Raw genomic sequence first — 13,041 nt, 5'->3', positions numbered from 1 at the left:
AAAATTACATCAAGGATTAGCTAAAAAAAGAAAGATAAAACTTATAGATGAATATCTAAGTAACTATAATAAAAAATGATAATTTAGCAACCCATTTTTTTCATTAAGCCTGGAAAAATATAGAAAAAGTGTTTTTGAAAATTTAGACAATCAGAAGATTTCAGAATTTTTAATCTCTTTTTCTATCAAAAAAGCAGTTGATATAAAAGATAGTATAGGTTTAAGATGGCTTATTTTAACACCTGATAATGAAGAACTAGAAAAATATTATATTAATTTTTTCGAGTTTACAAAATATAAAGCAAAAAAAGATGATATTTCATATCTTTTTATAAAAATAAATAAAAGTGAGCTAGAAGATAAAAAACAAAAGATTTTTGATAATCGATAAAAAGGAGATATAAACTCCTTTATTCTCTTAAAAAATAGAGTTATGTTCTATTTTCGTACACTTATTTTGAACTACTTTTAGTCCATTGTCAAAAGCTTTTTTTGCAGCTTCATTGTTTGCAAGTCCTAATTGAAACCAAACAGTTTTTATATTTTTTTCATCTTTTATTTTTAAAACTTCATCTACAACTTTTGCAATTGCATCAGGTTTTCTAAAAATATCAACCATATCAATCGAAAAAGGAATTTCGCTCAAAGATTTATAAACTTTCTCTCCTAAAATCTCATCTTCTTTTGGATAAATAGGAACTATTTTAAAACCTGCATTTTGTAAATACTCAGCAACTCTATATGAAGCTTTTTCACTATCAGGAGAAAGCCCAACTATTGCAATAGTTTTTGTCTCCTCAAAAATAGCTTTTATCTCATCTTTATTTGAATTTACTGTTGGAAATTCGCACTCCATTTTATTCTCCTTAGTTTAATTTATCTAACTTATCTTGAATATATATTTTAACTGATAAATAATCAATACTATCTTTAAAATCTTCAAATTTCCCACCACTTGCATTTATATGTCCGCCACCATTTGCTATTTTTTGGGCAAGAAGTGAAACATCAAGTTTTCCATTTGCTCTAAAAGAGCCGTTTCCTTTTTTATTTATATCTATAAAAAAATCATAATCTGGATTTTCTTTTAAAAATGTATTTGCAGGAATAGAAATACTTCCCAAACAGTAAGTTAAAAGCCCTTTTTGACCTTTGTAAAAAACAGTTAGTTCATTTTTTACATTTTCAAGAGTTTTTACTAAATATTTTGCACTTAAATTGTCGATTGTATCATCAATATCATCAAGTTTTAAAAACTCTTTTTTCAAAAAGTGAACTTCATTGTCAAGCATTATATTTTGTCTCTCTTTTCCTAAAAAAGAGATAGATTTTTCCAACAAATAAAACTTATATTCTCTATCTATATTTGGGAAAAGTATAGAGTTAATCTCTCTTGCTTTAACCAAACTTGACATTAAAACTTTTCCAAATTCAAAATTATCTTTTTCGTGTTCAAGCCAAATATCAACAGCATTTATACAGTTTACTAAACTTTCATAGTTTTTAATAGGAGCATCAAATTTCTCTAAAAGATAATCATAAACTATCTTTGTAGCACATCTTTTATCATCCAAAAAATACCAATCAAATTTTTCTGCACTTTTTTTACCTGTAATATGGTGGTCTAAAAGCTGTAAAGTTACTTTGAAGCCATCATTATTTAATAAATTTATATCTCTATTCAAATCTGCACTTTCTTGCAAAGTCAAGTTTAAATCACTAATAATTAATAAAATCTCTTCATCTTTATAATTTTTTATATCTTCTAAAACTTTGGCAATGCTTAACTTTACTTCTACTCCATAATTTGCATTAAAATAGTGAGTTTTTGAAAAAAATTTTGAAGTTAGAAATTGGCAAGAGTAACCATCTAAATCTGTATGAGAAATGTGAAAAAGTCGCATTATGCTATATCTTTTAGCGTTAATTTTGATAAAAAATCATTTACTTTGAATTGTAGATTATTCAAAAGTGGCCAAATACCACAAAGTTTTGCTTTATTATTTGGGCAAGATTCAAGAGAATCAGAACACTCAAAAACCATAGGATTTCTCTCTTCAGCAGCTACAACAATATCCAAAATTGTAAGCTCATCTATTGGTTTATTTAGAACAAAACCACCATTTACTCCTCTATGAGAAACAACTAATTCTGCTTTTGCTAAGTTTTGCATTATTTTTGCTAAAAATGATTTTGAAATTTCAAGCTCTTTTGATAAAACATCAACATTTACAGGTTCTTCGTGTTTTGCGATTGAGATTAAAGATAGTAGTGCATATTCACTTTTTTTTGTTAATAACATATTATATTTTTTCCATTATTATAATTTTTCTTTATTCTACAAAAACTATTATTAATCTTCACATACAAAAAAAGGGACTATGGAAAACCATAGTCCCTTTAATATCTCTTTTAAAGAAAAATTATTTTGCTCTAATTCCTAAAGAAGCAACTAATTCAGTAAATCTTGCATAGTCTGTTCTTTTTAAATATGATAAAAGTTTTTTTCTTTTTCCAACCATTTTTAATAGACCTAATCTTGAAGAGTGATCTTTTTTAAATACTTTTAAATGCTCTGTTAAAGTTTTAATTTGCTCTGTTAATAGTGCAATTTGAACTTCAGCTGAACCTGTGTCACCATCTTTTTTTGCATATTTTGCGATAATACTTGCTTTTAATTCCTGATCTAAAGCCATTTTGACCTCCTAATAGGTATAATGTAAATTTATTTCCAAATGAAAATAGGTGCGAATTTTATATAAATTTTGCTTTATATTTACTTTAAAAAAAGAATTTATCCACCAGTTTCATAAAAAGCTCTACTTGAAACTTTATTATCATCTTTATTTGACCATCTGTTTTTTTCTGGTTTATTTTGTAAAACTCGTTTTAAAATCTCTCCAGCTTTATCTATATCATTGTTTCGTATTGCATCTTTGATACTTAAGGCATCTTCAAAATATAAACAGGGAATTAAAAAACCTTCAGCTGTAAGTCTTATTCTATTGCAAGATGCACAAAAATCATCTTTATGTGGTTCAATTATTCCGAACTCATATCCATCTTCAAGTCTATAATATTGGGCTGGAGAGCTTGTATCTCTTGGAACTTTCTCAAGATTTGGATATTTCTCTTTTATGATATTTAATATCTCATCAGAGTTTAAACCTTTTGCACTATTTTTTGCAAAAGAGTTCTCCATAAATTCAATATACCTAACCACAAAACCCTCTTTTTTAGAGTATTCTAAAACATCAATAATATCAATATCATTTATTCCTTTTAAAGGAACACAATTTATTTTTATTTTAAGTCCTACTTCTTTTGCTTTTTGTATTCCGCTTAGAACTGTTGGTAAAACATCTTTTTGGGCTATTTTTGAAGCTCTGTCTTGATTTAAAGTATCAAGAGAGATATTTATTCTTTTTAATCCTGCATTTTTTAATTTTTGTGCCATTTGTGGAAGCAAAAAACCATTTGTTGTAAGTGCTAAATCAATATCGCTTTTATAATCATTTATTAGTTTTATAAAATAGTCCAAATTATCTCTTAAAAGTGGCTCTCCACCAGTAATTCGCACTTTTTTAATACCTTCATCAATTCCTATTTTTATAAACTTAAACAAATCTTCATAAGATAATAAATTCTCTTTTGGAACCCATGAAAATGGTTTTTCTGGCATACAGTAATGACATCTAAAATTGCATCTTTCAGTTACTGAAACTCTTAGATAATCGTGTTTTCTTCCAAATCCATCTATTAACATATAATTCCTTTTTTTAGTTCAATCTTTGCCAAGCTTCATCCAGAGAACTTACTCTTTTTGAAAAAAGAAGATATAAGGCCAAATTAAATTTAGCTAAATTTAAAATATCGCTAGTAGGATTTTTTAAAATAGCTAAATTCTCTTCTAAACTTATATTTTCAAAAGTTCTATCAAAATTTACTCCAAAATCTTTTAGAGAAAATTCAAACTCCAAAATTTCATCACCGTTTTTTTGCCAATATTTAGAATCTTTAAATATTTCAATATCACCTTCACTTCCTCTAATAACAGTAATTTCTTTGAAACTATCTTCAAACATATCTAAATATTTTTTTACATAAGGTTTATGAAAAACCCCACAAACTCCGTATTCACTAAGAGTTGGATTTAAAAGTTTTTCAACCGTATTAAAGGCTGTTCTTAAACCAAACTCCCATCTTAAAGTAGTTAGATTGCTTAGCTCTGGCAAGTATTCTACTCTATTTAAATAGTGCAAATATTGACCTTGCTCAAAATTAGGAAAAATATCTTTTGTAGCAAAGCCACTTTTTGTTGGTTGAAGTAAATCCCCACAAACCACAAGATTAAGCCTTTTTACATCACTATTTTTTTTGTAAAAGTCAGTTAATAGCTCTTCATATAGAGGAAATAAATATGGAAAATTTACTCTTCCATCGCTGTTGTATCCCAAAATAAAAGAGTCTTCTAATTTTTCTATTTTCATAAAAGAGTTTAGTGCTTGTATAGCTCCTTTAAATTCAGGAACAGTTTCAAGTTTTACTCTCCAAGCTATCAAAAAAGCTCCTATTTGTGCTTGTGTTGGTTCTTGTCTTAAAATTTGAGAAACTGCTTCAAAAGCCTCATCAAATGTTAAATCTCTATTTCCTTTTACTCCTGTTCCAACTGCTTTTATAAAAGTTTTAAAATCCATTGTATCTCCCATTATATAATGCTTTAATTCTATTTTTCACAAGCTTAATATATACTTGCTTAAATAAAACATTATTCAAGGCACTTTATGACACTTCAAGAGAGTATTCAAAGTTTAGATTTTTTCAAAAATTTAGATGATAAACAAATAGAGATATTAAGTGATTTTTCATTTATATCAAAATATGATAAAAATTCTATTCTTTTTTATGAAACCGATATAAAAAATAATCTTCTTTTTTTGGTTAGTGGTTTAGTGAAAATTTATAAATATGATAAATTTGATAATGAAATTTTCTTATATCATATCTATTCAAACTCCTTAATTAGCGAATTAAGTTCAATTAATAGTAGTGAAATTTACTGTTTTTCAAATGCCTCTTTTATAGAAGATTCAATAGTTTTATCTGTTGATTTTTTAAAACTTCAAGAGCATTTTTTAGATAATAATATTTTAGTAAAAGAGCTTATGAATGCTCTTTTAAAGAAAACTCATCAACTTCAATGTTTAGTAAATAGAGAGCTTGTTTTTGATGCAACTGCAAAAGTTGCTTATATGCTCGTAAATGACCTTGAAATGTTTAATAGCTTAAAAAGGCAAGAAGTCAGCTTTATGCTACATATTCAACCAGAAACTTTATCAAGAGTATTAAAAAAACTAAATAGAGATGATATAATTGAGATTGAGAATCAAGAAATAATAATAAAAGATAAAATAGCCTTAAATAAAATTTTTACAGGGGTAGCAATATGAAAAAAAGTAGTATTAGTACAAAAATAAAAATCTTAGGAGTTCTGTTTACACTTTTGTTGATTAGCATAATTGCAACAACAATTTATTTAAACAACAAAAATGAAAAAGATGCAATGATTATAAATATAGCTGGAAAACAAAGAATGCTTACCCAAAATATCACAAAAAATATTTTTTATCTATATACAAATAAGAATGCAAACCAAACTGAACTAAATGAAAGTATAAACGAATTTATCTACAATCTTTCTAGTTTAAAAGGTGGAAATAATCTTGATAAATTAAAGGATTCACCAAATATAAAAATAGATAAACAAACTCTAAAAGTTGAATCTTTATGGATTGATTTTTTAAAAAATATTAATCTTTTCAAAGAACATCTTTTAGAAGAGACAAAAATAGATGAATTAAAAAATATTGTAAATGAAATTTATAACTCAAACACAACTCTTTTATATGAAGTTGATTCTTTGGTTAGCTTATACACTATAAATAGTGAACAAAAAATTATTTTTCTAAAATATACACAATATTTCTTTGCACTTTTAATAGCTTTACTAATTTTATATAGTTTTTTAGAGTTAAAGACTATGGAAAAAAATGCTCTTAAATTTATAGAAGAGTCAAAAAAAGCAATGGAACAAAATTTAGAACAGCCATTAAAACCTATTTCTATAGATGCTGAAGGTGAATTAGTAGAAGCTTCTAATATGTTTAATAGTTTTTTAAATAAAGTAAATAGTGCAATAATTGACTCAAATAGTGCATTAGAACAATCAAAAAATGCTTCATACAAGCTAGAAGAACTTACAAATGAGTTTGATGAAATTATAAATGAACTTGAAAACTCGCAAGAACTTTCAAAACAGCTAAATAGAAGTGAAGATATTGCTATTCAAACTCAAGAACAGCTACTTTATTCTACAAAAAGATTAGCCGAACTAAAAAATGAACTTGAAAAAATTATGCTTACTTGCGAAAGTAAATAATTTACTTTTAAAACTTTAATTTAACTTAAAACATTAAATAATTTGACTAATGTCAAGTTATTTACTCTTCCCTATTTGATAGAATAAATTGTTTTAAAATTTATTTCAAAAAGGAGTAAAGATGTCACTTTCAAGAAGAGATTTTCTAAAAAGTTCAGCAGCAGCAAGTGCAGCAGCAGCTATTGGTATGAGTGTACCAACAGACCTAAAAGCACAAGCATCTAATGCTGAAAGTGGTTGGCGATGGGATAAGGCAGCCTGTAGATTTTGTGGAACAGGTTGTGGAATTATGCTTGCAACAAAAGAGGGAAAAATTGTTGCAGTAAAAGGTGACCCAGCAGCTCCAGTAAACAGAGGACTTAACTGTATTAAAGGATATTTTAATGCAAAAATTATGTATGGAGCGGATAGGCTTAAAACTCCACTTTTAAGAGTAAACAAAAAAGGTGAATTTGATAAAAAAGGAGATTTTACTCCTGTTTCTTGGCAAAGAGCCTTTGATGAGATGGAAAAACATATAAAAATTGCTCTAAAAGAGAAAGGTCCAGAGGGAATTGGAGTATTTGCAAGTGGGCAATACACAATTATGGAAGGATATGCAGCTTTAAAAATGATGAAAGCTGGTTTTAGATCAAATGCAATAGATCCAAATGCAAGACACTGTATGGCATCTGCTGTTGTTGGTTTTTACCAAACTTTTGGAATTGATGAACCAAGTGGTTGTTATGATGATATTGAACTTACTGATACTGTTGTTTGTTGGGGTTCAAATATGGCTGAAATGCACCCAATTTTATGGTCAAGGGTAACTGATAGAAAATTAAGTAATCCAGAAAAAGTAAAAGTTGTAAATATCTCAACATATAGACATAGAACTTCAGATATTGCTGATTTAGAAATTATCTTTACTCCAAATACAGATTTAGCTCTATGGAACTACATAGCAAGAGAGATAGTTTACAATCGTCCAGAAGCTATTGATTGGGATTTTGTAAAAGAGCATATAGTTTTTGCTGCAAGTCCTGTAAATATTGGTTATGGTATGAGAAGAAGTGACGAAAAATCTATTAAAGATGGGAAATACTCAAAAGCTGAAATGGAAATAATCTCAAAAGAGATGGAAACAATAGTTTCAGAAACTGAAGCTCCTGCACTTGCTCCTTATGGATATAAAGCTGGTGATAAAATGACTCATAAAAATGCAGGTCTTGCTCACTGGGAAATCTCATTTGAAGAGTACAAAAAATTCCTAGAGCCTTATACTCTTGATTATGTTGCAACAATCGCAAAAGGAAATCCAGATGAGGACATTGAAGAGTTTAAGAAAAAACTTCAACAATTAGCAGATTGGTATATTGAAAAAGATAGAAAAGTTGTTAGTTTCTGGACTATGGGAATGAATCAACATACACGTGGAACTTGGGTAAATACACTTTCTTATAATGTGCATTTCCTTTTAAATAAACAGGCAAAACCTGGAAGTGGAGCATTCAGTCTTACAGGACAACCAAGTGCTTGTGGAACAGCAAGAGAAGTTGGAACATTTACACATAGACTTCCAGCAGATATGATGAATGAAAATCCAAAACATAGAGAAATTACTGAAAAAGCTTGGAATATTCCACTTGGAACAATAAATCCAAAAGGTACTCAACATATTATGAAAATCCATAGAGATATTGAAGATGGAAATATAAAATTTGCTTGGGTAAATGTTTGTAATCCATATCAAGATACAGCAAGTGCGACTCACTGGATAAAAGCAGCAAGAGAGATGGATAACTTCATCGTAACATCAGATGGATACCCTGGAATTTCAGCAAAAGTATCAGATTTGATTTTACCATCTGCTATGATTTATGAAAAATGGGGTGGATATGGAAATGCTGAAAGAAGAACACAACTTTGGAGACAACAAGTAATCCCAGTTGGAGATGCTATGAGTGATACTTGGCAATGGGTTGAGTTATCAAAAAGATTTACAGTAAAAGATGTTTGGGGAGAACAAAGCTTACTTAGTACAAATGGTGAAGTAAAACTTCCTAGTATGATAGAAGCTGCAAAAGCTATGGGTTACAACGAAGATACAACTATGTATGAAATTTTATTTGCAAATGATAGAGCAAAATCATATAAAGCTGATCAAAATGACCCAATTCAAAAAGGTTTTGATAACACTGAAGCATTTGGAGATAATAGAAATGTTTTAGGAAGTGATGGAAAACCTTGGAAAGGGTATGGATTCTTCTTACAAAAATATCTATTTGAAGAGTATGCAGATTTTGGAAGAGGTCATGCACACGATTTAGCAGATTTTGACACTTATCACAAGGTAAGAGGATTAAAATGGCCAGTTGTTGATGGTAAAGAGACTTCTTGGAGATTTAATACAAAATATGACCCTTATGCGAAAAAAGCAAATCCAAATAGTGATTTTGCATTCTATGGAACTTTAGCAAAAGAGTTAGCTTTTGGAGATTTAACAGGAATTAAAGACCAAACTAAAAAATCTCTAAAAAATAAAGCAAAAATCTTTGCAAGACCATATATGGATCCACCTGAAAAACCAGACGAAGAATATCCAGTATGGCTAAGTACGGGAAGAGTTCTTGAGCATTGGCATAGTGGAACTATGACTATGAGAGTTCCTGAACTATATCGTGCAGTTCCAGAGGCACTTTGCTATATGCACCCAGAAGATGCAACAAAATTTGGTGTAAAACAAGGTGAATTAGCTTGGGTTGAATCAAGAAGAGGAAAAGTAAAAGCAAGAGTTGAAACAAGAGGAAGAAATAGACCTTCAAGAGGTTTAGTTTATGTTCCTTGGTTTGATGAAAAAGTATTTATAAATAAAGTTTGTTTAGATGCAACTTGTCCACAATCAGGGCAAACAGACTTCAAAAAGTGTGCAGTTAAAGTTTATAAAGCCTAAGGTTAAATAGATGAACATAATAGAAAACTATCAAGAAGATAGAAGAAAATTTCTTCTAAAAAGTGCTAGAGCTATAGGCTTAGTAATACTTGGTGGTTTAACATGGAGTGCATATTTAAGCGAAGTAAAAGCTAGTAGTCTAATTTTAAGACCACCAGCTGCTTTAAATGAAAATGATTTTTTAGCAACTTGCATAAAATGTGGACTTTGTGTTGAGGCTTGTCCTTTTGATACACTAAAATTGGCAAAACCAGGGGATAATTTACCTTTGGGAACTCCATTTTTTGTTCCAAGAGAGATTCCTTGTTATATGTGTGTTGATATTCCTTGTGTTCCAATTTGTCCTACAAATGCACTTGATGAAAAAAAAGTAAGAAATAGTGAAGGTGCTTTTGAGATAAGACAAATGGAAATGGGAGTTGCAGTTGTAGATGTAAAATCTTGTGTAGCTTTTTGGGGAATACAATGCGATGCCTGTTATAGAGCTTGTCCACTTTTGGGAGAAGCTATTGATATAGTATATGAAAAAAATGAACGAACAGGAAAACATGCCTTTTTAAAACCTGTTGTAAATACAGATATTTGCACAGGTTGTGGACTTTGTGAGAAAGCCTGTATTACTGAAAAACCAGCCATTTTTGTGCTTCCAAAAGGAATTGCACTTGGTAAAGTGGGAGATCACTATATAAAAGGTTGGGATGAAGAAGATGAACAAAGAGTTAAAAATGCCGATATTGGGCAGACAAAAACAAAAATAAATAAAAAAAGTGCAATAGATTCACTAAATAGTGATATGAAGGAGCTTTTAGAATGAAAAAGATTAGATTTTTAATTGCTAGAAGAGTTACTCAAATCTCTATTTTAGTTCTTTATAGCCTTGCAAATATTTATGGAATAAATATCTTAATGGGGAATTTAAGTTCTTCATTGATTTTTGAAAAAATTCCATTGAGTGACCCATTTGCAGTGTTACAGATGTTATTTGCAGGAGCAGTTTTATCTTTTGATATTTTATTAGGTGCTTTTTTGATAGCGATATTTTATTTTCTTATTGGTGGACGAGCATTTTGCTCTTGGGTTTGCCCTGTAAATATAGTTACAGATTTTGCAAACTATCTAAGAAGAAAATTTAATTTTCAGCAAATTCAAAAAAATCAACCAGCATCAAGATCTATAAGATATTGGGCAATTGCTCTTACTCTTATTTTATCAAGCCTTATGGGTGTTACAGCTTTTGAGCTTATATCTCCAGTATCAATGGTACATAGAGGAATAGTTTTTGGTCTTGGATTTGGTTGGGCAACTATTTTAGTAATATTTTTGTTTGATTTGTTTGTTTTAAAAAATGGTTGGTGTGGGCATATTTGTCCACTTGGTGGATTTTATTCACTAATTGGAAGATTTAGCCTTATTAGAGTTCATCACGACCATGAAAAATGTACAGCTTGTATGAAGTGTAAGGTTGTTTGTCCTGAAAATCAAGTTTTACATATGATTACAAAATCAAGTGAGCCAGTTTTGCAAGAGTGTACAAACTGTGCTAGATGTATTGAAGTGTGTGATGATGATGCACTAAATTTTGAATTAAGAAATTATATAAAGGATAAAAAATGAAGTTAGCAAAAATAACTTTAAGTCTATTTACAGCAGCTGTGATTTCAACTATTAGTTTTGCTGCTACAAATACTACAATAAAAGATGATTCTATTGGTCTTAGACATGATAGCTTATTTAAAGAAGATAAAGTTGTAGGTGATGAGACAAAATATGGAACAGACCCAGCTGGTGGAAGTACAAAGATAAAAAGAGCATTTGAAAATGCTCCACCTATGATTCCACACGATATAGAAGGATTGCTACCTATTACTATTGATAATAATATGTGTACTTCTTGTCATGATCCACTAGTAGCTGAAAGTATGGGAGCAACTCCTATTCCAAAATCTCACTTTACAAATTTTAGAGAGTATGTTGCTTTAAATAAAGATGGGCAATTAGAAAGAGATGGTAAAGTTGTTGAAAATAGTAGTGATTTAGATACTATTACAAAACCTCTTGATATGCTATCAAATGCTAGATTTAACTGTTCAGCATGTCATGCTCCACAATCAGATAGTGCAAATGTTCCAAAAAATAACTTTGCACCAGAGTTTAGAAGTAGTGATTTAAATGATAAATCAAATCTTATGGATGTAATCAAAGAGGGTGTTAAATAAGTTATGCAAAGAAGAGAGCTTTTTAGCTCTCTTGCAAAACCTTTTTCAAAAAAAGATATGCAAGAGAAAGCTATTCGACCACCCTACTTTAAAGATATAAATCTTTTTTTCACAAACTGTATAGAGTGTATAGATAAGCCTTGTGTTACAGCTTGTGAAGAAAATATAATTAAAATTGTGGAAGATGAAACTGTTGCTCTTGATTTTACAGAAAGTGGTTGTACATATTGTGATATGTGTGCAGAATCTTGCCCAAATGAAGTTCTAAAAGTAGAAGATAAAAAGCAAATAGAAGCTAGAATTCAAATTGATATTTTATCTTGTCTAGCATGGCAAAATACTATGTGTTTTTCTTGTAAAGATCCATGCCTTGATGATGCAATAGAGTTTTTGGGGCTTTTTAGACCAGCTATAAAAGATAGTTGCACATCTTGTGGATTTTGCATCAAAGTTTGTCCAACAAATGCAATAAAAGTGAGTAGTTTATGAAGTTTTTTAAATATATTTTTATCTCTGTTTTTGTCTTAAATTTATACTCAAGTGAAATAAAAGAGCTAAAACCAACATATTTTTTAAAAGCAAGTGGAGCTGTTACAAATTTAGTTTTAAAAGAGAATCTTTTAATAGCAGGAACAACTGCTAGTAGTGTTGATATTTTTGATATTGAAAAAAAAGAGTTAGTAAAAAAGATAGATATTAAAAAAATCAAAGATTTCACAAATGAAAAAATAGATAGCAAAGTTTATAGTGTAGATATAATTGATAATAAAATCTTGATTTTATCGCAAGGCAAAAGTGGTGGAAGAGATATTTTTATCTATGAAAATGAAAAATTAGAAAATATAATCTCTTCAGAAAATAGACTATTTATAGCTTATGCAAAATTTTTGGATAGTGAAAATATAATCTATGCACTTTTATCTAATCAGATTTTTATCTACAATATAAAAGAGAAAAAAATTAAAAATGAGCTTCAAATTTCTCAATCATCATTTTCACATTTTGTATTAAATAAAGATAAAAGTTCTATTTTTGTAGCAGATGAGAGTGGAATAATATCTTTAGTTGATATAAAAAGCTTCAAAAAAACAAAAAACTTTAAAGGTCAAAATGTAGATAGGGTTTTTCAAGTTGATGTAAAAAAAGATTTACTTTTAACAGCGGGTCAAGATAGAAGAGTTGCTGTTTACTCTTTTGGCTTTTCTAAACCTTACTATATAAATAGCGATTTTTTGGTATATAGTGCAGCTTTAAGCCCTAGTTCTAAACTTGCAGCTTTTTGTTTTGATGAGCAAAATAGTGTCGCTATTTTTGATACACAAACAAAAGAAATTTTATACAAATTAGATGAAAATAAAGCACTTCTTACAAATATTTTATTTTTAAATGAAGATGAAATTTTTGTTGCAAGTGATGATGAAAATATAAATTTTTATAATTTAAAGGAGAATTAA

At 29.0% G+C, this 13,041-nt stretch carries 14 protein-coding genes; 8 read left to right on the top strand and 6 right to left on the bottom strand.

Annotation, left to right across the window (positions count from 1 at the left end; all coding sequences use genetic code 11):
• Window positions 1-418 precede the first annotated feature (418 nt).
• From IQC44_RS02935 to IQC44_RS02910, 6 genes are all read right to left on the bottom strand, one after another.
• Window positions 419-856 carry a CoA-binding protein gene (locus IQC44_RS02935; RefSeq protein WP_198304713.1) on the bottom strand — a complete coding sequence of 146 codons (438 nt, stop codon included), beginning with the start codon at window positions 854-856 and terminating at the stop codon, window positions 419-421.
• 10 nt (window positions 857-866) lie between these two features.
• Entirely contained in the window at window positions 867-1,904 is a 1,038-nt protein-coding gene (locus tag IQC44_RS02930) for a DHH family phosphoesterase (protein ID WP_198304712.1), read from the bottom strand.
• A complete protein-coding gene (locus IQC44_RS02925) occupies window positions 1,904-2,302 on the bottom strand; it encodes an RrF2 family transcriptional regulator (RefSeq protein ID WP_198304711.1) in 399 nt (132 codons plus the stop codon). The genes IQC44_RS02930 and IQC44_RS02925 overlap by 1 nt, the downstream gene beginning before the upstream one ends.
• A gap of 121 nt (window positions 2,303-2,423) precedes the next feature.
• Entirely contained in the window at window positions 2,424-2,696 is a 273-nt protein-coding gene (rpsO, locus tag IQC44_RS02920; protein WP_198304710.1) for a 30S ribosomal protein S15, read from the bottom strand.
• Window positions 2,697-2,794: 98 nt separating this feature from the next.
• Window positions 2,795-3,766: a GTP 3',8-cyclase MoaA gene (gene moaA / locus IQC44_RS02915; protein ID WP_198304709.1), complete on the bottom strand. Its 972-nt coding sequence runs from the start codon at window positions 3,764-3,766 to the stop codon at window positions 2,795-2,797.
• 13 nt (window positions 3,767-3,779) lie between these two features.
• The gene (locus tag IQC44_RS02910; protein WP_198304708.1) at window positions 3,780-4,709 is read right to left on the bottom strand and encodes a glycosyl transferase; all 930 of its coding nucleotides are present in this window, start codon (window positions 4,707-4,709) and stop codon (window positions 3,780-3,782) included.
• Between the two features lie 75 nt (window positions 4,710-4,784).
• Here IQC44_RS02910 and IQC44_RS02905 point away from each other — a divergent pair, with 75 nt between their 5' ends.
• From IQC44_RS02905 to IQC44_RS02870, 8 genes are all read left to right on the top strand, one after another.
• Window positions 4,785-5,450 (top strand): Crp/Fnr family transcriptional regulator, encoded by a 666-nt coding sequence (locus IQC44_RS02905; RefSeq protein ID WP_198304707.1) that lies wholly within the window; start codon window positions 4,785-4,787, stop codon window positions 5,448-5,450.
• Complete coding sequence (locus IQC44_RS02900; protein ID WP_198304706.1) at window positions 5,447-6,439, top strand: type IV pili methyl-accepting chemotaxis transducer N-terminal domain-containing protein; 993 nt, start codon at window positions 5,447-5,449, stop codon at window positions 6,437-6,439. The genes IQC44_RS02905 and IQC44_RS02900 overlap by 4 nt, the downstream gene beginning before the upstream one ends.
• 121 nt (window positions 6,440-6,560) lie before the next feature.
• Complete coding sequence (gene napA / locus IQC44_RS02895; protein WP_198304705.1) at window positions 6,561-9,371, top strand: nitrate reductase catalytic subunit NapA; 2,811 nt, start codon at window positions 6,561-6,563, stop codon at window positions 9,369-9,371.
• Window positions 9,372-9,381: 10 nt separating this feature from the next.
• Complete coding sequence (gene napG, locus IQC44_RS02890; protein ID WP_198304704.1) at window positions 9,382-10,185, top strand: ferredoxin-type protein NapG; 804 nt, start codon at window positions 9,382-9,384, stop codon at window positions 10,183-10,185.
• Window positions 10,182-10,985: a quinol dehydrogenase ferredoxin subunit NapH gene (gene napH, locus IQC44_RS02885; RefSeq protein ID WP_198304703.1), complete on the top strand. Its 804-nt coding sequence runs from the start codon at window positions 10,182-10,184 to the stop codon at window positions 10,983-10,985. The genes napG and napH overlap by 4 nt, the downstream gene beginning before the upstream one ends.
• The gene (locus IQC44_RS02880) at window positions 10,982-11,587 is read left to right on the top strand and encodes a nitrate reductase cytochrome c-type subunit (RefSeq protein ID WP_198304702.1); all 606 of its coding nucleotides are present in this window, start codon (window positions 10,982-10,984) and stop codon (window positions 11,585-11,587) included. Before napH ends, IQC44_RS02880 begins: the two co-directional genes overlap by 4 nt.
• A 3-nt stretch (window positions 11,588-11,590) precedes the next feature.
• Window positions 11,591-12,076 (top strand): 4Fe-4S dicluster domain-containing protein, encoded by a 486-nt coding sequence (locus tag IQC44_RS02875; RefSeq protein WP_198304701.1) that lies wholly within the window; start codon window positions 11,591-11,593, stop codon window positions 12,074-12,076.
• Complete coding sequence (locus IQC44_RS02870; protein ID WP_198304700.1) at window positions 12,073-13,041, top strand: WD40 repeat domain-containing protein; 969 nt, start codon at window positions 12,073-12,075, stop codon at window positions 13,039-13,041. The genes IQC44_RS02875 and IQC44_RS02870 overlap by 4 nt, the downstream gene beginning before the upstream one ends.

The organism is Arcobacter vandammei (assembly GCF_016106035.1).
GTDB lineage: Bacteria > Campylobacterota > Campylobacteria > Campylobacterales > Arcobacteraceae > Aliarcobacter > Aliarcobacter vandammei.
The sequence above is the reverse complement of the archived record's forward strand: the minus strand, read 5'-3'. Positions and strand labels throughout refer to the sequence as shown.

Coding starts and splice junctions, on each gene's coding strand:
- IQC44_RS02930 (WP_198304712.1), bottom strand. CDS start 1,904: ATGCGACTTTTTCACATTTCTCATACAGATTTAGATGGTTACTCTTGC.
- moaA (WP_198304709.1), bottom strand. CDS start 3,766: ATGTTAATAGATGGATTTGGAAGAAAACACGATTATCTAAGAGTTTCA.
- IQC44_RS02935 (WP_198304713.1), bottom strand. CDS start 856: ATGGAGTGCGAATTTCCAACAGTAAATTCAAATAAAGATGAGATAAAA.
- IQC44_RS02925 (WP_198304711.1), bottom strand. CDS start 2,302: ATGTTATTAACAAAAAAAAGTGAATATGCACTACTATCTTTAATCTCA.
- IQC44_RS02870 (WP_198304700.1), top strand. CDS start 12,073: ATGAAGTTTTTTAAATATATTTTTATCTCTGTTTTTGTCTTAAATTTA.
- napG (WP_198304704.1), top strand. CDS start 9,382: ATGAACATAATAGAAAACTATCAAGAAGATAGAAGAAAATTTCTTCTA.
- IQC44_RS02910 (WP_198304708.1), bottom strand. CDS start 4,709: ATGGGAGATACAATGGATTTTAAAACTTTTATAAAAGCAGTTGGAACA.
- IQC44_RS02880 (WP_198304702.1), top strand. CDS start 10,982: ATGAAGTTAGCAAAAATAACTTTAAGTCTATTTACAGCAGCTGTGATT.
- IQC44_RS02875 (WP_198304701.1), top strand. CDS start 11,591: ATGCAAAGAAGAGAGCTTTTTAGCTCTCTTGCAAAACCTTTTTCAAAA.
- napH (WP_198304703.1), top strand. CDS start 10,182: ATGAAAAAGATTAGATTTTTAATTGCTAGAAGAGTTACTCAAATCTCT.
- napA (WP_198304705.1), top strand. CDS start 6,561: ATGTCACTTTCAAGAAGAGATTTTCTAAAAAGTTCAGCAGCAGCAAGT.
- IQC44_RS02905 (WP_198304707.1), top strand. CDS start 4,785: ATGACACTTCAAGAGAGTATTCAAAGTTTAGATTTTTTCAAAAATTTA.
- rpsO (WP_198304710.1), bottom strand. CDS start 2,696: ATGGCTTTAGATCAGGAATTAAAAGCAAGTATTATCGCAAAATATGCA.
- IQC44_RS02900 (WP_198304706.1), top strand. CDS start 5,447: ATGAAAAAAAGTAGTATTAGTACAAAAATAAAAATCTTAGGAGTTCTG.